Source organism: Sphingopyxis sp. (assembly GCF_035998965.1).
GTDB lineage: Bacteria > Pseudomonadota > Alphaproteobacteria > Sphingomonadales > Sphingomonadaceae > Sphingopyxis.
The window spans coordinates 52,454-70,662 of sequence record NZ_DASYHE010000050.1 but is presented as its reverse complement, the minus strand read 5'-3'; the positions used below and the strand labels follow the sequence as shown (position 1 = coordinate 70,662).

The 18,209-nt window shown below is 64.4% G+C and carries 20 protein-coding genes; 8 read left to right on the top strand and 12 right to left on the bottom strand.

Annotation, left to right across the window (positions count from 1 at the left end):
- Positions 1-26: 26 nt before the first annotated feature.
- From VGN68_RS08545 to VGN68_RS08535, 3 genes are read right to left on the bottom strand one after another with little or no spacing between them, the layout of a single operon-like run.
- Complete coding sequence (locus VGN68_RS08545; protein ID WP_327475749.1) at positions 27-887, bottom strand: SDR family NAD(P)-dependent oxidoreductase; 861 nt, start codon at positions 885-887, stop codon at positions 27-29.
- Complete coding sequence (locus tag VGN68_RS08540) at positions 880-1,383, bottom strand: hypothetical protein (RefSeq protein WP_327475747.1); 504 nt, start codon at positions 1,381-1,383, stop codon at positions 880-882. Before VGN68_RS08540 ends, VGN68_RS08545 begins: the two co-directional genes overlap by 8 nt.
- Positions 1,380-2,261 (bottom strand): SDR family oxidoreductase, encoded by an 882-nt coding sequence (locus VGN68_RS08535; RefSeq protein ID WP_327475745.1) that lies wholly within the window; start codon positions 2,259-2,261, stop codon positions 1,380-1,382. Before VGN68_RS08535 ends, VGN68_RS08540 begins: the two co-directional genes overlap by 4 nt.
- 82 nt (positions 2,262-2,343) lie before the next feature.
- Between VGN68_RS08535 and VGN68_RS08530 the strand changes: the two genes are divergently transcribed.
- The 6 genes from VGN68_RS08530 to VGN68_RS08505 all read left to right on the top strand — a co-directional run bounded on the left by VGN68_RS08530 (position 2,344) and on the right by VGN68_RS08505 (position 7,239).
- The gene (locus tag VGN68_RS08530) at positions 2,344-3,204 is read left to right on the top strand and encodes an SMP-30/gluconolactonase/LRE family protein (RefSeq protein ID WP_327475743.1); all 861 of its coding nucleotides are present in this window, start codon (positions 2,344-2,346) and stop codon (positions 3,202-3,204) included.
- On the top strand, positions 3,197-3,628 hold the full coding sequence (locus VGN68_RS08525; protein ID WP_327475741.1) for a nuclear transport factor 2 family protein: 432 nt from the start codon (positions 3,197-3,199) through the stop codon (positions 3,626-3,628). Before VGN68_RS08530 ends, VGN68_RS08525 begins: the two co-directional genes overlap by 8 nt.
- A 97-nt stretch (positions 3,629-3,725) precedes the next feature.
- The gene (locus VGN68_RS08520; RefSeq protein ID WP_327475739.1) at positions 3,726-4,121 is read left to right on the top strand and encodes a MarR family transcriptional regulator; all 396 of its coding nucleotides are present in this window, start codon (positions 3,726-3,728) and stop codon (positions 4,119-4,121) included.
- Positions 4,118-5,185, top strand: a complete 1,068-nt coding sequence (locus VGN68_RS08515) for a phosphotransferase family protein (protein WP_327475737.1) — start codon at positions 4,118-4,120, stop codon at positions 5,183-5,185. The genes VGN68_RS08520 and VGN68_RS08515 overlap by 4 nt, the downstream gene beginning before the upstream one ends.
- A gap of 15 nt (positions 5,186-5,200) precedes the next feature.
- Positions 5,201-6,496 carry an acyl-CoA dehydrogenase family protein gene (locus tag VGN68_RS08510; RefSeq protein WP_327475735.1) on the top strand — a complete coding sequence of 432 codons (1,296 nt, stop codon included), beginning with the start codon at positions 5,201-5,203 and terminating at the stop codon, positions 6,494-6,496.
- Positions 6,493-7,239 (top strand): SDR family oxidoreductase, encoded by a 747-nt coding sequence (locus VGN68_RS08505; RefSeq protein WP_327475733.1) that lies wholly within the window; start codon positions 6,493-6,495, stop codon positions 7,237-7,239. Before VGN68_RS08510 ends, VGN68_RS08505 begins: the two co-directional genes overlap by 4 nt.
- Here VGN68_RS08505 and VGN68_RS08500 read toward each other — a convergent pair.
- Entirely contained in the window at positions 7,236-8,087 is an 852-nt protein-coding gene (locus tag VGN68_RS08500) for an NAD(P)-dependent oxidoreductase (RefSeq protein ID WP_327475731.1), read from the bottom strand. The genes VGN68_RS08505 and VGN68_RS08500 overlap by 4 nt on opposite strands.
- A gap of 4 nt (positions 8,088-8,091) precedes the next feature.
- On the bottom strand, positions 8,092-9,072 hold the full coding sequence (locus tag VGN68_RS08495; RefSeq protein ID WP_327475729.1) for a nitronate monooxygenase family protein: 981 nt from the start codon (positions 9,070-9,072) through the stop codon (positions 8,092-8,094).
- A 69-nt stretch (positions 9,073-9,141) separates the two neighbouring features.
- Here VGN68_RS08495 and VGN68_RS08490 point away from each other — a divergent pair, with 69 nt between their 5' ends.
- Positions 9,142-10,140 carry an NADPH:quinone oxidoreductase family protein gene (locus tag VGN68_RS08490; RefSeq protein ID WP_327475727.1) on the top strand — a complete coding sequence of 333 codons (999 nt, stop codon included), beginning with the start codon at positions 9,142-9,144 and terminating at the stop codon, positions 10,138-10,140.
- On the opposite strand, the gene VGN68_RS08485 is transcribed toward VGN68_RS08490, so the two are convergent.
- The 5 genes from VGN68_RS08485 to VGN68_RS08465 are packed head-to-tail and all read right to left on the bottom strand — an operon-like array spanning position 10,137 to position 15,710.
- Positions 10,137-11,066, bottom strand: coding sequence for a nitronate monooxygenase (locus VGN68_RS08485; RefSeq protein WP_327475725.1), 930 nt, complete (start codon positions 11,064-11,066; stop codon positions 10,137-10,139). The two genes, VGN68_RS08490 and VGN68_RS08485, sit on opposite strands and share 4 nt — an antisense overlap.
- 4 nt (positions 11,067-11,070) lie before the next feature.
- On the bottom strand, positions 11,071-12,129 hold the full coding sequence (locus tag VGN68_RS08480; protein WP_327475723.1) for a DUF7065 domain-containing protein: 1,059 nt from the start codon (positions 12,127-12,129) through the stop codon (positions 11,071-11,073).
- Positions 12,126-13,499, bottom strand: coding sequence for a wax ester/triacylglycerol synthase domain-containing protein (locus VGN68_RS08475; RefSeq protein ID WP_327475721.1), 1,374 nt, complete (start codon positions 13,497-13,499; stop codon positions 12,126-12,128). Before VGN68_RS08475 ends, VGN68_RS08480 begins: the two co-directional genes overlap by 4 nt.
- Positions 13,500-13,502: 3 nt before the next feature.
- Positions 13,503-14,495 carry an acyl-CoA dehydrogenase gene (locus VGN68_RS08470; RefSeq protein ID WP_327475719.1) on the bottom strand — a complete coding sequence of 331 codons (993 nt, stop codon included), beginning with the start codon at positions 14,493-14,495 and terminating at the stop codon, positions 13,503-13,505.
- 3 nt (positions 14,496-14,498) lie between these two features.
- Positions 14,499-15,710 carry an acyl-CoA dehydrogenase family protein gene (locus tag VGN68_RS08465; RefSeq protein ID WP_327475717.1) on the bottom strand — a complete coding sequence of 404 codons (1,212 nt, stop codon included), beginning with the start codon at positions 15,708-15,710 and terminating at the stop codon, positions 14,499-14,501.
- A gap of 97 nt (positions 15,711-15,807) precedes the next feature.
- Here VGN68_RS08465 and VGN68_RS08460 point away from each other — a divergent pair, with 97 nt between their 5' ends.
- Positions 15,808-16,599, top strand: a complete 792-nt coding sequence (locus VGN68_RS08460) for a thioesterase family protein (RefSeq protein ID WP_327475715.1) — start codon at positions 15,808-15,810, stop codon at positions 16,597-16,599.
- 2 nt (positions 16,600-16,601) lie between these two features.
- On the opposite strand, the gene VGN68_RS08455 is transcribed toward VGN68_RS08460, so the two are convergent.
- Together VGN68_RS08455 and VGN68_RS08450 are read right to left on the bottom strand one after the other, a co-directional pair.
- A complete protein-coding gene (locus tag VGN68_RS08455; RefSeq protein ID WP_327475713.1) occupies positions 16,602-17,399 on the bottom strand; it encodes an enoyl-CoA hydratase/isomerase family protein in 798 nt (265 codons plus the stop codon).
- Positions 17,392-18,186, bottom strand: coding sequence for an enoyl-CoA hydratase-related protein (locus tag VGN68_RS08450; protein WP_327475712.1), 795 nt, complete (start codon positions 18,184-18,186; stop codon positions 17,392-17,394). The genes VGN68_RS08455 and VGN68_RS08450 overlap by 8 nt, the downstream gene beginning before the upstream one ends.
- Positions 18,187-18,209: the final 23 nt, after the last annotated feature.

Sequence of the window (18,209 nt, the reverse complement as noted above, 5' to 3'; positions counted from 1 at the left end):
CGCAATGCCGGGCACTAATCTGCAGCTTAACCGCCAAACGCCAACCCCTCATTCAGCGTCCACCGGCGATCGCGGCCGCGCACCCAGCCGGACGACGCCCAGGTGCCGCCATCAACGGGTAGGAGGACGCCGGTGATGTATGCCGACATCGCGCTCGCCAGGAACACCGCCGCGTCGCCGCATTCCGTATCGACCCCCTCGCGCCCCAGCGGGATCAACCGGTTCATCGCGTCAATTTCGTCGTCGCTGCGTTTTTTCCACGTCGCGGGATCGACCGGGCCTGCTCGATTGCCCTGATTTCCCGGGGTGATCGTGTGGTCGGGTGCCAGACAATTTACGCGAATGCCATGCCCCGACAATTCGACCGCCATCGACTTGGTAAAGCTGAGCATCCCCGCCTTGCACGCCGCATAGACGGCAAAATTCGGCGCCGCCCGGCTCGCCTCGATGCTGGCGACGTTGATCATCGTGCCGCCGCGCCCGCCCGCCACCATATGAAGGGCCGCCGCCTGGGTCGCGACGAGCATCGACATCAGGTTGATGTCGATATGCTTGCGCATACTGCGCTCGCTTTGTTCAAGGAACGGGCGCGCCGAAACGCCCCCGGCGTTATTCACCAGAATATCGAGACGTCCCAACGTCGCCGCCGTCATGTCGATCGCCGAGCGCAATGCACCGGCGTCCATGACGTCACCGGCAATCGGCAGTGCCTGTCGGCCCTCTTCGCGCACGCCCGCGGCGGCTTCCTCGGCGCGTTCTGGGAAAATGTCGAAGATGGCAACGTCGGCCCCCGCTTGGGCTAGACGGATCGCGATCGCACGCCCGATCCCGCCGCCGCCGCCGGTCACAAACGCGGCCTGCCCGTCGAGGCGCGACCGGTCAGTCATCGAGGTCAATCCCCATCACCGCACCGGTCACATAAGCGGCATAGTCACTAACCAGATAGGCCGCCAGATTGCCAAGCGTGCTGCCCGCGTCGCGGGTCAATATGCTGTTCACACGAATGCCGTCGCGCGCCCATTCAACCCCAAGCGTCTTGGTGAGATTGCCCAGCGCGCCCGCGGCTGCCGCGTGATCGGCGCCGAGCGCCTGTTCGGGGGACCCAATGAAAAGCACCGCGCCTCCCGTCCCCCGCGCACGGCATTGCGCCGCGAAATCCCTGGCGCCGAGGAAGCGGCGATCGAGCCCGGCGTCGAGGCTTGCGCGCCATTCGCTATGGGTCAGTTCGTGCGCGAGCCTGATCGCAGGGGGCGGGGCAGTATGCACCCAGATGTCGCAATGATCAGAGTCACCAACATCGGCGCCCTGCGCGGCCAACGCCGATGCAATCGCCGGACTTTCGCCCTCGATGCGCACGCGCTTCCCTGAAAGCCAGCCGGTCATTGCCACCCCCAAGGTCCATCGGCGCGTTCGCGCGGCGGCACAAAGTCGGGCATCATCAGCGAGCGGCGCAGGCTTTCGCCGCCATCCTGGACAATCACCTGTCCGGTCATATCGCCGAAAAGCGGCGTGCACGTCATCGCGGACAGCCAACCAAATTCCCATATGCTACCGGTCCGGCCGGCCGGGATCATGTTCTGAAGCGGCGCTATGCCGCCCTCGCGCTGTCCTGCCATCGATGTGTCGTGAGGGAAGAAACCTGCCGCAATCGCGTTCACGCGGATGCCATAGGGCGCCCAGTCCGCGGCGAGCTTTCTGGTCATCGTCGCCTGCGCGGTCTTTGCGGCGGCGCTGTGTGCATCGCCGGGAAAACCGGTCCAGATATATTGCGCGCTGTTGTTGACAATCGCCCCGCCCTCGCCGCGCGCGATCCGGCGCCGGGCAAATTCGGCCGAGCAGAGGAAAGTGCCGTCGATCGCGATGCGCGTGACGGCGTTCCAAGCATTGGGCGAAATATCCTCGGCCAGAATCGGAAAATTGGCACCGGCATTGTTGGCAAGCAGGGCGATCGGACCGAGGGCGCGTTCGGCCTCGTCGAAGGCGGCGGCTATTGCGTCGGGCTGCCGGACGTCGCAACTCATCGCATGGGTGCGAACACCCAGCGCAGCAATCTCCTGCGCCCCCTCTTCGGCCCGCTCGATGCTTCGCCCCATGACCGCGACCTGCGCGCCGCCCTGTGCAAATGCCTTGGCCATCGCAAGGCCCATCCCCGAACCGCCGCCGGTGACGAGCACGGTCTGTCCGGAAAATATGTCCGCCGGGTAAGGCGGATGGTCGAAGGGTGGCGGTGTCGCCACGATATGATGCTGTGGTATCGGCAATTGTCTCTCCCGGCACCAAGGGTTGCGCGCTACCTCGCCACGTGTCAAGACATACATAACTAGGTTATATAGGAGAGGGTCGATGGAGATCGTCGCGGAAGGCCTCGCCTTCCCCGAAGGCCCGGTCGTGATGGCCGATGGATCGGTGATCGTCGTCGAACTGGCGGCAGGACGCATCACGCGCTGCTGGAATGGCCGAACCGAAAAGATATGCGCGATCGGCGGCGGACCCAATGGCGCTGCTATCGGCCCCGACGGCGCGCTGTATGTCTGCAACAACGGCGGGCTCGATCCCGTCAAATTCCAGAATGCACGGGGCGCCGGGCACGAAGGCCGGGTCGAGCGCGTCGATCTGGCCACCGGCAAGTTCGATCGGATTTACGACAGTTGCGAGGGGATCGCGCTGGAAGCGCCGAACGATATCATATTCGACGCCAACGGGCGGATCTGGTTCACCGACCTTGGCAAGACGCACGATGGCATTCGCACCGCGAGCGGGTTGTTCAGCGCGCTGCCCGACGGATCGTCGATTGCCGCGATCAATCGCCACGCGGTATCCTATAACGGCGTTGGGCTGTCTCCTGACGACGCGCACATCTATGTTGCCGACACGCATCAGGGACGGCTGTGGCGCTATGACCGTGCAGTCGAAACACAGCGTCCGACGTGGGTGGCAACGGCCCCGGGACCAGTCGGGTTCGACAGCCTGGCGGTGACCGCGGCGGGCAATGTGTGCGTTGCGACGCTTTATGGCGGTGGGATTTCGACGATCACTCCGCAGGGCGATGTTTCCAAATATGCGATCGAGGGCGAACCCTATGTCACCAACATCGCCTTTGGCGGCGAGGATATGCGCGACGCCTGGATCACGCTTTCTTCGACCGGCCGCCTCGTCAAGACGCGCTGGGGTGAACCCGGCTTGAAGCTGAATTTCAATGGCTGATCTGGCTGCCGACCGCGACGCGATCCGCGACCTGCTCGCGCGCTATACCTATAACGGTGATCGCGGGCGCCTCGACGCCCTGACCGCCTGTTTTGCTGCCGACGGGGTGCTCGAGTATCCTGGCGCCAGTCCGAAAGGCCCTGACGCCATTGCGGCGTCGCTCGGTTCGGGCACACGCGATCCGCGGCTGACCTTCGTGCGCCACCACATCACCAATCCGCTAATCGCGGTCGATGGCGACAGCGCCACCGCGCGCAGTTATTTCACGGTCCACAGCGATTTCGGCCCCGACCACAGCGGCACCTATGACGACCGGCTAGTGCGAACTGCCGACGGCTGGCGCTTCGCGCATCGCCGGGTGCGGATCGACTGGCAGGCCGAAACGTCGCTGTTCCGCAAAATGACCATGCGCCAGACATCTTGACACTTTAGTGTCATGTTGACATTAAGGTGTCATGTCGACACAACGCTTTACCGATTTCGAACGATTCGCCGACGAGGTCGCAAGGCTGCGCGGACGAATGCGTGCCCTTTACGCCGACACGCGCGCCGCGAGCGGGATCGCGGAAATGGAACTCACCGTGTTGACCGCGGCGGTCAACGCCGCCGCCGCACCGACCGTCGCACAAATCGGGCGCAGCCTGGGTCATCCGCGACAGGTCGTGCAGCGCGCCGCCAACGTGCTCGCCGAGCGCGGCCTTGTCACCTTTGCCGATAACCCCGATCACAAGCGCGCCTCGCTGATCGTTGCGACCGACGCCGGACGCGCTCTCAAAGCCGCCGACCATGCGCGCGCGCAAGCGGTGACCGATGCTCTGCTGGCGCGGATCGACAGCGCGACCTTCGCCAATGCGGCGAACCAGCTGCACATCATTCGCGCCGAGATCGAGGGCTATTTGCGGGAACGCGACGGATGACCGACGACACAAAGTTCCTTGCCGATCCAGACCGACTGACGCCGTGGCTGGACGCCCATATCCCGGCGCTTGGGGACGGGCCGCTGAGGATCGAGAAAATCCACGGCGGCACATCGAACGTGATCCTGTCGCTGAACCGCGGCGGCGAGACGCTGATCCTTCGCCGTCCGCCCGCGGTGCCGCCGCCCGGCAGCGAGAAAAGCGTGATGCGCGAGGCGCAGGTGCTGACCGCGCTCAGCGGCACCGCCGTGCCGCACCCGTTATGCCATGGCAGCTGCCCCGACGCGACGGTCATTGGCGCCCCCTTTTATGTCATGGAGCTGGTTACCGGATGGCCCGCCGACCTGCGCGACGGGAAAATCCACGACCGCCCACCGTTCGACAAGCCGCCGCACGCCCGCGAGGTGCCGTTCGCCATGGTCGACGGGCTGATCGCGCTGGCCAATGTCGATTACAAGGCGGTGGGGCTCGCAGGCTTTGGCAAGCCCGACAATTATCTGGAGCGCCAAGTCGACCGTTGGGAGGGTCAGATCAGGAGCTATAGGCAGCTTTATGGCCATGAATGGCGCGACATTCCGGGCTATGCGCTGCTGCGCGACTGGCTGCGCGCCAATATCCCGGACGATTTCAGGCCGGGCATCATCCACGGCGACGTGGGAACACCCAATGCGCTGTTCACCTTTGATGCGCCGTGCCGCCTGACCGCCCTGATCGATTGGGAGTTGTCGACGGTCGGCGATCCGCTGCTCGATCTTGCATGGTTCTGCAATGGCATCTGCGACGACCGCTTCCCCGGTCATGTACCGGAAAAGGCGCTTTACAACGTCGGCGACTGGCCAAGTCGGCAAGAGCTGATGGCGCATTATGCCGCAGGCACCGGGCGCAGCATGGCGAGCTTCGATTATTATCTGTTGCTCGCGATGTTCAAGGGCGGCTGCATCCTCGAATATAAGGTCGCGCAGGCGGCGAAGGGCATATTGAGCGCTGAGACCGGGCGCTTTTTCGACCGGCTGGTGCGCGGCAATTTCGCCGAGGCCGAAAAACTCATCCGCCTGATCGGCTAAACCAGGGACATAAGCATGATCGATTTTCGTATCGAACCCGAATTGCAGGCCAAGCTCGACTGGATGGCTGCCTTTGTCCGCGAGGAATGCGAGCCGATGGATATGCTCTTTCCGGGTCACGGCGCACCCTATGACGTCGCGAACGCCGAATCGCGCGCCTATATGGCGCCGCTGCAAGAGCAGGTGAAGGCGCAGGGGCTGTGGGCCTGTCACCTCGGCCAAGAGTTGGGCGGGCCAGGCCATGGTCAGCTCACGCTGGCGCTCATGAACGAAATTCTGGGTCGCAGCTATTGGGCGCCGACGGTGTTCGGCACCGCGGCGCCCGATACCGGAAACAGTGAAATTCTCGCGATGTTCGGGACAGAAGAGCAGAAAGCGCGGTTCCTGAAGCCGTTGATGGCGGGCACGATCGTCTCGACCTTTTCGATGACCGAGCCGCAAGCGGGCGCCGACCCCAAGGAGTTCACGTGCCGCGCGTGGCAAGACGGCGACGAATGGGTGATCGAGGGCGAGAAATGGTTCTCGTCGAACGCCCGATACGCGGCCTTCCTGATCGTGATGGTCGCGACCAATCCGGAAAACCCGCCGCACGGCCGCATGTCGATGCTGATCGTCCCGACCGACACGCCGGGGATCGAGTTTATCCGCCACTCGCAGACGATGGGCGACAGCAAGGGCGCGGACGACGGCACCCACGCCTATATCCGCTATAACAAGGTCCGCGTGCCGCTCGACGCAATGCTCGGCGGACCCGGTGAGGGATTCAAGGTCGCGCAGGCGCGGCTGGGCGGCGGGCGGGTGCATCATGCGATGCGCACCGTCGGCAAATGCCAGCGCGCGATCGACATGATGCTCGAGCGCGCCGTATCGCGGCGAACGCAGGGCAAGCAGCTGAGCGAGCATCAGTTCGTCCAGGGCGCGATCGCCGATTCGATTATCGAGCTGGAGCAATTCCGCCTGCTCGTGCTCAAGACCGCTTGGATCATCGACGAAGTGGAACAGGGGCGGGAGCCGCACGGCGCCGCACGCACGCATATCGCGATGTGCAAGGTCCAGATGGCCAAGGTCTATCACGACATCGTCCAGCGCGCGATCCAGCTCCACGGCAGTCTTGGGGTGACGCTCGAAACGCCGCTGGCCGATATGTGGATGGGGCTGCCCAGCCTGGCGCTGGCGGACGGGCCGACCGAGGTGCACAAGGCGCAGGTCGCAAAGGCATTTCTGAAAAAGGCCAAGCCTGCCGTAGGCCTGTTCCCCAGTGAGCATATTCCAACCCGCCTCGCGGCGCTGAAACAGGGGGCCGTCGCATGAAGCCCGATCCACTGTTCGATTTCACCGGCAAGGTCATTCTGGTCACCGGCGGCTCGCGTGGGCTCGGCTATCAGATGGTCAAAGCATTCGCGCAGCGGGGCGCCGACGTCGTCATTGCCAGCCGCAAGCTCGACAATTGCGAGGCTGCCGCGGCCGAATGCCGCGCGCTGGGCCGCCGCGCCCTGCCTTTTGCCGCGCATGTCGGCAAATGGACCGAATGCGACGCCCTCATCGACGCCGCCTACGCCGAATTCGGCCGCGTCGATGTGCTGGTGAACAACGCCGGCATGTCGCCGCCGATGGCAAGCCATGAGATCCCCGAAAGCCTGTTCGACAGCGTGATGAACCTCAACTTCAAGGGGCCGTTCCGGCTCGCAAGCCAGATCGGCAAGCGGATGGCCGATGGTGACGGCGGCGCGATCATCAACATCAGTTCAACCGGCGCGCTGATGGCCCTGCCGGGAATCGTGCCCTATGGTGCAGCGAAGGCCGCGCTCAATGCGATGACGGTGTCGATGAGCCGAGAATATGGGCCGAAGGTCCGCGTCAACACCATCTCCGCCGGTCCGTTCCTGACCAACATCGCCGATGCGTGGGACGAACGAAAGCGCGAGAAACAGCCCGTAGCGCTGGGCCGGCCGGGCAATCCGCCCGAGATCGTCACCGCGGCGCTGATGCTTGCCAGCCCTTCTTCGTCCTTTACCACCGGCGCGCTGCTGCGCGTTGATGGCGGGCAGCGTTAGGGTTGTTGGCGATCGCGCCAACTGTGCTGCGGCCGGTAACCAATGAGTTCGGCAGCGCGCGCCGACGACTGGAGCGACTGGAAGCCTTGGACGGCGCGCAGCGGCACATCGGGGAAATATGCCCGCATCAGATTGGCGCTCGGCTGGTCGATCAGCGTGTCCGCCGCCGCGATGAGAAGGCGTTCGTGGCCAGCGACCGGCGCCTCGACCGCACGGACACAGGCCTCTGCCGCATCCTCGGCATCGACATAGGACCAGAGGTTCCATTTCCGCCGCGCGGGATCGGCCTGCATCTTCGCCAGTCCGGCATAATCCTCTGCTGTAAAGACGTTGGAAAAGCGCAGTGACACGATCGCCATATCGCCATGCCAGCGGACGAACGTGTCGGCCATCGTCTCGCCCAGCTGTTTCGCCAGCGCGTAAGACCAGCCTGGCCGGTCGGGATGCGTTTCGTCGAGCGGCGCGAAGGCGGGCGGCTCGTCGAACGGAAGGCCCAGGATCGTCTCGCTCGATGCCCACACGATTTTGCGGATGCCCAGCCGCGCGCACGCGGAAAAGATATTATAGGTCGACCGAGTATTGACCGAAAACGTCGTCTCGTCAGTCGCCAGACCCGGCGCGGGAATGCCGGCAAGATGGACAACCGCGTCGGGCACCCCGCCCGCCGGATCGATTCCCGACAGCGCGCCCATGACCGCGCCGAAATCGGTACAATCGCAGCGCAATTGCCTGCCCGGTTCAATCGAACCGGCGATGTCGAGCCCGACGGCGCGATGGCCCGCCGCGCGCAACGCTACGAGCGCCGGCCGACCGATCTTTCCCGCGCTGCCGGTGACGATGACTTTCATCGCGTCAGCGGCGCAAGGCAGCGAAGCGCTGGTCGATGATCGCCTCCGCTTCCGAAATGATCCGGTCGATCAGTTCCTGACAGGTCGGGATGTCGTGGATCAAACCTTGTATCATGCCCGCCCAGAACACGCCCTTGCTGAGATCGCCAGTCTGGAGCAGTTCGCGGCCCGCGGTGCCCGCGACCAGTTCCTGCACGTCGCTGAATTTGGCGTCCGGCTGAGCCAGACGGCGGACAACTTCTTCGCTGACTTCGCTTTTGCCGACGCGCGCGGTGTTCTTGAAATTGCGGAAGATCAGAAAGCTGCCGCGTTCGTCATTCTCGACATAGGCCTGCTTCACATTGTCGTGGATTGGCGCTTCCCGGGTGGCGCAGAAACGCGTCCCCATATTGATGCCGTCGGCGCCAAGCGCGAGCGCCGCGACGAGCCCGCGTCCGTCACCAAAGCCCCCCGAGGCAAGCATCGGAATCTTTACCTTGTCGGCCGCCGCCGGGATCAGGATCAATCCTGGAATATCATCTTCCCCCGGATGGCCCGCGCATTCGAATCCATCGATCGAGATGATGTCGCATCCCGCCTTTTCGGCCGACAGCGCGTGGCGAACGGCGGTGCATTTGTGCAGGATCATCACTCCGTGCGGCTTTACCCGCGCCCAGATTTCGCGCACCGCAGGCGTGCCCGCGGTCTCCATGATCTTGACACCGCTTTCGACAACGGCGTCGGCATAGGCATTGTAATCGGGCGAGTGGATCGTCGGGAAAACGGTGAGATTTACGCCGAAGGGTTTGTCGGTCAGCGACCGGCATTTTTCGATCTCGTCACGCAGCGCCTGGGGCGTCGGCTGGGTCAGGGCGGTGATCATGCCCAGACCACCGGCATTCGAGACCGCGCTCGCCATTTGCGCCGTGCCGACGGCTTGCATGCCGCCTTGGACGATCGGATGTTCGATGCCCAGCATGTCGGTGATCCGCGTCTTGAAGCCCATCAATCTGTCCCTTCCCTTACTTATCTAACCTAGTTATACTTCTTCTAATCGCATGACAAGAGGTGACCGATGACGATCGCAGCGGCAATAATTTCCCGCGCCGTGATGGCGGACGAACTGGGACCGCCCGATAGCTATCGGCTTGTCCTGCATGATCCGGGGCCGCCTTCTGATACGCAAGTGCGCATTTGTATCAGGGCGACGGGGATCAGCTTCGTCGATGTGCTGACCGCGTCGGGCGGTTATCAGGTCAAACCGCCGGTGCCTTTTATCCCCGGCAGCGAATGTGCGGGGATCGTCGATGCAGTGGGGAGCGCGGTGCGCGATCTTGCCCCCGGCGACAAGGTGGTCGGCAGCGGTTGGGGCGGAATGTTCGCGGAGATCGTCAACCTGCCCGCACGCACCGTTCGCAAGATGCCGGCGGCGCTGTCGTTCGAGGCGGCAGCGGTATTCCCGGTCAGCTATGCAACCGCCTGGCATGCGCTCGTCGACCGCGGGCGGCTTCAGGCGGGCGAGACGCTCCTCGTTCTCGGTGCGGGGGGCGCGACCGGCTATGCTGCGGTCCAGATCGGCAAATATCTGGGCGCGCGCGTCATCGGCTCGGCGTCGAGCGAGGCGAAGCGCGCACTGGCAGCCACGGGCGGCGCCGATGCGGTTGTCGATGCGCGCGGCGACGACTGGCGCGATCGCGTCAAGGCGGCGAACGATGGCAAGGGCGTCGATGTTGTCTTCGATCCGGTTGGAGGCGAGGCGACCGATCCGGCGTTCCGGTCGCTGGGGTGGAACGGGCGGCATCTGGTGATCGGCTTTCCGGGCGGGATCGCGGCGCTCCGGACCAATTTGCCCTTGCTGAAGGGCGCCAGCCTGGTCGGGGTCGACGTCCGCCAGTTCGGGCTATTCGAACCCGAAAAGAGCGAGGCCAATCGCGATGCCGTGTTCGCGCTGGCCGCCGAAGGCAAGCTGCGGCCCGCCATTGCAAAAACCTACGCGCTCAAGGATTTTCAGGCGGCCATGGAAGATGCGGCGGCCGGGGAAAGAGCGGGGCGAATTGTGCTGACCATGCATTAGGCCCAGCCCCGCGTCCGGTCGGCAAGGCGTCCGCGCCAGTCCGGCACGGCTGGCAACGCCTGAAACTCCATCCTTAAGCGCGCCACCAGATCGGCGACCGGCTCGACCGCGTCGATCAGCCCCGCACTCTGCCCCGCGCTCCAGATATCGCGCCACGGCATCACACCGTCGGGCATCGGCGAGCGAACGGTCGGCAACGTCTTGGCATCGAGGCCCACCGCCTCGATCGACTGCCGCATCCAATGGGCGGGGACGCCGTTCATGGCCGCGGACGCGACAATATCGTCGGCACTGACGGTCGGGATCATCGCACGATGCCCCTCGACGACCCCGCTCTCGGGTGTCGCTATGAACCGGGTACCCATGCAGGCGATATCGCCGCCGAGCGCGAGCGACGCGGCGATGCCGTGGGCGTCGGCGATACCGCCCGCGACGATCAGCAACCCGTCGAAGATGCGCCGCACCGCGGGCACAAACGCCATGGGCGTCAGGAAACCAGTGTGTCCGCCTGCTCCCGCGCAGGTGAGCATCAGCCCGTCGGCGCCCGCGGCGATTGCCTTTTCAGCGTGCTTCATCGTGGTCACATCATGGACCACCCGTCCGCCCCAGCCATGGACCCGCTCGACAAGCGCTGAGGGATCACCGAGGCTGGAGAGGACGAGCGGGACGCGATAGCGTTCGAGCAGCGCGATGCGGTCGGCGGCCTTGGGGTCGGTGCCCCAGCGCGCGGGCAAATTGACGATCGGCGGCGCGGCGCCCGCGTCAGCGAGCGCCTCCAGATATTCCGCGAACAAGATGGACGGAGTCGCCGTGCCGCCCTGCCAGCCGCCGATCACCCCTGCACGGCAACAGGCGACCGCGAGCAGGACCGACGAAGCAAAGCTCATCGGTGCGCACATCAGCGGAAGCGACAGGCCCGAAAGCATCAGGTCAGACCGTCGCCTTCAGCGCATCGAGCATTCGCGTATAATGCTGGGGATTCCACACATCCTGATCTTCGCCCCAGCCGATGCCGCCGTCGATATCCCAGCGCATCAACTGATTCACCCCATAACCCGCCTCGCTCATCGTGCTGACGGTAAAGCCTTCGCTTTTCATCTCGCGCCCAAGCTCGTCGACAAGTTCGACCTGCATATGCGTGCTCCAGCCGGTCCTGGGACTGCGGAAGACGCGCATCCGCGACTTGCTGGGGTCAAGGCTGCCAAAACTGCCGTCGCGGCGGATCCACCCCGCATTCATCGGCGACCAGCCGTCGGCGTCGCCGTCCTGCACCCGCGCGAAACCGAGGAAGCCCGTGCCATCCCTGCGGTGGCCGAAGATATACTGGATGCGTCCGCGGCCGCGTTCGCGCTCGATCTCGCGCCAGCGCGCGCCGCCGGGTCGCTTCACGCGCTCCAAATCGCTCGCATAGACTTTGGGGCTGGCCGCATAGGGGCCGCCGCGCGGCCCCCAGGTGCGATCGCGCACGCCGATGCCATCAATGCGGATCCGTTCGCCGCGCAACGTCATCCAGCCTTCGACATGCCCGAGCTGATCATAATGCGGTGTTTGCATGAAAGGCGGCTTGCCGGGCGGGAAGCGATGCGGCTCATGGAGGCCGGTATGGGTGAAATCGAGTGCGAAGCCGCGCGCTATGTCTTCATATTGCAAATGATATTTCATGCCCGGCTCGATCATCTTTAGGCTGTAGCCGCCGCCCGCCTTGTCGCCGGGAAAGGTGATGTCGGTCAGGTCTGGCGCGTCGGGCATCGGCGCTTCTTCGACCTTGCGGTAATAGGCCATGCGGGCCTGGTCATACCCCTCATCATCCCACGCAAAAATGCGCCAGGTGACCGATTTGCGGTTCTGATAATAGGGTGCGTGGATCCAACAGCCGATCTTGCGTTCGGGGATGCTGAACGACCACCAGTTGGTTTCCGTTTCATAGGGATCGTCGGACAGCTGGTGATATCGATCATCCTCGGGCTTGAACGCAAGGGCTTCGGTCATGCAAATGTCTCCAATTCGGCGAGTGCGGCGATGAACAGCGTGGCGATGCGGCCTACGTCGGCGATCTTTTCGGCGTCGGCGATCACGCCCATGTCGAGATTGTCGCCACTCCGCCGCGAGGTGATGTTGAGGAAACGTCCCGATCCGATGATCGGCACGGGATAATTGTGGCGCTGACGAAAGCCCGCATAGCTGCGCGTTGCGGACGGGCCGGGCACGTTCGACAGCGTGATATTGCCGGGCATCAGCCGCTTGCCGCCCGCCATGCGCTCGGCAAAAGCGGCGCGGCGGTCGCGCGCCCCATAGGGTTTTTCGGCGGCGTCGAGCAAAGCTTCGTCATGCGGCGTACGGCGCATCTCGGCCGCCATTGACATCTGGATCGCGCGCAGCCGAGCGACCGGATCGGCGAGATGCGTCGCAAGGTGCGGGTGAAGCGCGACGATCCGGTTGCCGAAATCGCCATGCTCATCGCGGCGGTAAGAGCGCGCCGAATTGACCACGAGCGGTGTCTCGGGAAGATCGTCGAATTCGATGAGATAGTTGCGCAGCGCGCTGCTCGCGAGGGTGAGGAAAATATCGTTGACCGTGGCATCAAGACTGGCAGCCACCGCTTTCACGCGCGTGAGTGGCAGGCTGATCGTGGCATAGCGGCGTCGGCCCGACGTCGGCCCGGACATCTTCAGCAGGGGCGTGAGGGCACGATCGTGCTTGAACGTTTCCAGCGCGGCGAGCGCATCCCGGCGCCGCGCCGACTGGTCTGCTCGCAAGTCCGCCTGCGCGTCGAACCATGCGTCGGCGCGCTCGCGCCATTTTTCCGGTTCGGGAAGACGCGCATCGGCAAAGCGCGCCGTTGCGGGCGGCGTCGCATCGCTCAGCAGATGGAGGATGGTCTGGAAGCCGATCCCGTCGGCGACGCTGTGGTGCATCTTGACATAAAGTGCGCTGCCGCCGGCGACGAGCCGGTCAAAGACATGAACCGCAAAGGGCGGCCCCGACAAGTCCAGCCGCTGCATATTGAGCGCCGCGATGGCGTCGTAAAGTTCCGCCTCGGTCCAGGCACCGTCATGCGGTACGACGGCGACGAGCGTTTCGAGATCCGCCTTCGCCAGATCTACCCAGACGTCGCTATCATAACCGTCGGGCGCTTCGTGCAGCCTTACGAGCAGCGGCGTCGCGGGAAGCCGGTCGGCGAACTGCCGGCGGATCGCCGCGGCCAGATCGTCCTGCCGACCGGCCGGCACATCGAGCAGGATCAGCGCGCCGATGTGCATCGGCGAGGCGTCGGTTTCGGACAGGATCATGAAATGATCGTCGGGGCGGAGCCGGCGTACGCCGGGCGCTAGTCGCAGCGGGTCGGTCGCCGCGCTCAACGTTTACCAGCCCGCCAGATCGGCCGCGCGCGCGCGATGCTCGGACGGGCTGCCCAGCCAGGCACGGTCGAATGCAGCACGGCGGAACCAGTAATGAAGCCCATATTCCCACGTATAACCGATGCCGCCATGCGCGGCGACCGCAGCACGCGCAGAACGGACAAAGACGTCGCACAGATGCGCTTTTGCCATCGCCGCCGATCGGGGCGCGTCGGGCAGATCTGCGTCCGACGCATAAGCGGCGTACCAGACGAGCGCGCGCGCCGGTTCGGCGTCAAGCGCCATATGGGCGAGCTGATGCTTGAGCGCCTGAAACCGGCCGATCGGCTGACCGAATTGTTCGCGTTCCTTGGCATAGGCGACGCTCATGTCGGTGACCTTTTGCGCGCCCCCGAGCGCGTCTGCGGCGACAAGCACGAGCGCTGCATCGGCGATGCGCGCCGTCATTGCATCGGCAGCAGCAAAGATCGCATGTCCTGCCCCGTCGGCGATCGCCACCTTTGACACCGGGCGGCTGCGGTCGGTCGATTTGAGCGGCTCGATCGTGACGCCCTCACCCGCAGGGATGAGCCGGACGCCAGCCGCACGGTCGACGACCAGAAAATAGTCGGCGGCCCGCGCGCACGGCACATAGGCGCTGCCCCCATGCACCAGCGTCGCGACCTTTTCGCCGCTGACCAGGGCATCGAGCGGGACATCGCCGTTGCCAGACGCCGCGACCGCCGCGACCGCGAGCAACTGGCCGATCAACGGCCCCGCTGCAGCGGCCTCTCCGGCCACTTCGCACGCGAGCGCCGCGTCGAGCAACCCCATACCGCTGTCGGGCAACAAGATACCGCCCAGGCCCAGCGCCATCAGCGCATCCCAGCTCGTCCGGTCAAAGTCTTCGTCGCCGTCCGCGAATGCGTGAAGCCGACCGAGCGGCCAGTGGTCGGCGAGCGTACCGCGCACGGCGTCCTGGATCGCCGCCTGCTCCTGGGTGAGGTGAAAATGCATCGCTCAGCGCTCCCCGCTCATCGCAAGATCGCGCGGCAGTCCGAGCCCGCGTTCGCCGATGATGTTGCGCTGGATGTTCGATGCGCCGCCGGCAATCGAATTGCCGAGGCTGCCCATGATCTGGTCGAGCCATTTTTCGGGACCGCGCGGACCGCGATTGCCGCGCCCGCCCGCGCCCGAAGGCTCGACAAAGCCATGTTCGCCGATCAGGTCCTGCGCGAGCAGCGCCATTTCGTGGCCGATCTCGGTGAGCAGCAGTTTCATCATCAGCGCCACCGGGCCGGGATCCTCACCCGCTGCGGCGCAGCTGAACAGTCGGAAGCTGGTGTAACGGTGCGAAAGGACGAACCCTTCGATCTGCGCGAGCTTGTCGCGGATCACCGGTTCGTCGATACGACCGACGTCCCTTGCCAACTCCACGAGCTTGGCGAACTGGCGCCCCAGCCCGTCGGCGCTGCCGATGCTGGCGCGTTCGTGCTTCAGCGTCGTGCGGCTGACATACCAGCCCTGCCCGCGTTCGCCGATCTGCCAGCTGACCGGGGTTTCGGCGTTGTCGAAGAAGAATTCGCAGAACGTATGATCGCCCTCCTCGCCCGTCATCTGGCGGATCGGGCGGCGCGTGATGCCGGGCTGGTCAAGGTCGATCAGCAGATAAGTGATGCCGTCATGTTTCGGCGCATCGGGTTCGGTGCGCACGAGCATGAACATGTGCGTCGATTGCATGCCCTGCGACGTCCAGATTTTCTGTCCGTTGATGATCCATTTGCTGCCGTCGGCGGACAGCTCTCCCTTGGTGCGCACACTGGCAAGGTCGGATCCCGATCCAGGTTCGGAATAGCCTTGCCCCCAGACATAGTCGCCAGCGACCGTCTTGCGGATGAACAGCTCTTTCTGTTCGTCAGTACCTTTCTCCAGCAGGGTCGGCACGGTCATGTTCATCCCGTTTCCGCCGATTTCCGCTGGCGCGCGGGCGCGCGCGAATTCTTCGCGAATCACCTGGGCCTTGATGACATCGACCGGTTGCTCGGAGCCGCCGTAAGCCTTCGGGATCGCGCGATAAAGATAGCCAGCCTCGGTCGCGGTAGCGCGAAAGGCACGTATAAACGCTTTAAGATCGGCGCCGCGCAGGTCAGCGGCGGGCGGCCAATGCGCAGTCAAGAACGCGCGAACCTCCGCGCGAAAGGTCTCAGCGGCCTCGCCATAGCTTAGATCCATCGCTCGCTCTCCCAGGTTCGTGCGCAAATCTATGCCTGAGTTATATAACTACGTCAAATATGTTGTACGCGCAGCGTGGCCTGTTTAGAAGACGGTGATGACAAGCAAAGCCGATCCGAAACCGCATTATTTCACGCGCCGGGAAAACGGCTTCGACCCCACCGGCCTGGCCCGAAACCCCTGGTTTGACGACGCCGTAGCGGGCGGTCCGATAGCGGCGCTGTTCGGGCATATCATCGAAACCGCCGGGTTCGATCCGGGCTTTGAAATTTGCCGGGTGACGATCGATATCTTGGGAGTCGTCCCGCGCTCGCTGCTGACGCCGACGATCGTGCCCGTGCGCCAAGGCCGGCAAGCACAGCTCTATCGCATAGAAATGCGAGCAGGCGGCAAGATGGTCGCGCAAGCGCATGTACTCCTTGCGCGCGATCTCGATACGCCTGCGCTCCCGGCGCCGCAGTTGCACCCGGCGCCCGAAGACGTCGCAGAGGACAATTTCCTGATCGGCGCGAGCATGGCCGGAGCAATCAAGACGCGCCCCATCATGGGACGGGTCCGCGAGCCGGGGCGCGGCGTGTGCTGGATGCGGATGGATGGCGAAGTCGTGCTCGGCGTCCCGACCTCCCCCTTCGTCAAGGCGTGCCTGTTCGCCGATTTCGGGAACGGCGTCGGCAGCGCGACGCACGCGCATGAATGGAGCTATGCCAATCTCGACATCTCGATCCAGTTCTTCCGCAAGCCACGCGGCGACTGGTTCCTGCTCGATGCACATACCGAAGGGGCGGGCAACGGCCATGCGGTGGCGCAGAGCGTTTTTGCCGATGCGGACGGGGTTTATGCCAAGGGGACGCAGACGGTGTTCGTCGGGCCGGGGCGGCCGCGCGGCTGACCTTATTCGCCGCTGAACACCGGCGCGCGTTTTTCGGTCACCGCCGCCAGCCCTTCGCGGTGATCCATGCTGCCGAGCAAGAGGGCCTGATTGGGCAGGTTGGCCTGCCATTCGGCCTCCATGCTGCTTTCGAGCGCCCGCTGGATCGATTGCTTGACGGTCGCATAGCCAAGCGGAGCCGAAGCGGCGAGTTCGCGCGCGAGTTCCATCCCGCGCGCGGTGAGATCATCCTTTGCCACCACCTCGCCGACCAAGCCAATGCTGAGCGCTTCCTCGGCGCGCACTTGCTTGCCGCGCAGACACATCTCCATCGCGCGGCCAAGCCCGACGATACGCGGCAGCAGGAACGTGCCGCCGAGTGGCGGCATGATACCAAGCTTGATCCAGCTTTCCTGGAACATGGCGGTGTCGGCGGCGACTCGGAAATCGCAGGCGAGCGCCAACTCGCACCCAACGGTCACCGCCGCGCCCTGCACCAACGCCAGTGTCGGTTTCGGACAGCGATAGATCGCGCGCGCTGCGCCTTGGAAATTGGCGTAGACAGTATCCTTGATTTCGCTTGCGGACATCCGCGTCAGCCGTTGCAAAAATGCGAAATCGGCCCCCACGGAAAAATGCTTGCCATCGGCCGCGAACAGGATGGCGCGGACATCGCGGTCGCCCGATAGCGCCGCAAAGGCATCGCGAATTTCGCCAAGCATTTCGGGCGACGACGCATTGCCAATATCGGCGCGCGCCACAATTACGGCAGCAACGCCATCCGCATGTCGATCGACGCGGATATGCGTGAAATCAGCCATCGGGATTCTCGGCCTTCTTTTTTTCGCGCCAGATCATCGCCGTTGCGCTGGTCGAGAGTCCCATGTTCAATGCTTCGGCATCGAGCGCAGCCTCGAACGCCCAATCCTCGGCATTGTTGAGGTTTGCCTTCATATAGCGATAGCCCATGCGCGGGCCGTCGGCGAGACGCCGCGCCGCCGCCATCGTTGCGTCGCGTAACGCTTCGTCGTCGAAAAGGCGGGTATAAAGTCCTTTCGCAAACGCTTCCTCGGCCGACAGTTTTTCGCCGAGGAGAAACAGTTCGCGCGCCACGCCGGTCCCAACGATCTTGGTCCAGAACCACGTCGATCCGAAATCACCCCCTGCACCGATGCGGTCGAAAGCGGTGAGGAAGCTTGCGCTGCGCCCTGCGAAACGCAGGTCGCATGCGCCAGCGATCCCGATGCCCGCACCCGCGACCGGGCCGTTGACCATCGCGATCGTCGGCTTTGGCATTTCATGGAGCAGGCGCGGCGTTTCCATGAAGGTGCGCAGCCGGACGAAGCTCTGCTCCGCACGACTGCCACTATCTGGATTTGCCGGGACTATCGCCTTGTCGGCGCCACCTTCCTTCAAATCACCTCCGGCGCAGAAACCACGCCCCGCGCCGGTGACGACGACGCACCCCACCGACGGATCACGCGCGGCATCGGCACAGGCATCGGCCAGCGGTGCCATGATCGATCCGGTCAGCGCGTTGAGCCGGTCGGGGCGATTAAGGGTGATCGTGCGAACGCCCGCATCGTCGTCGATCAGAATTTCAGACATGGATGAGCCTCCCCTGCTCCGGT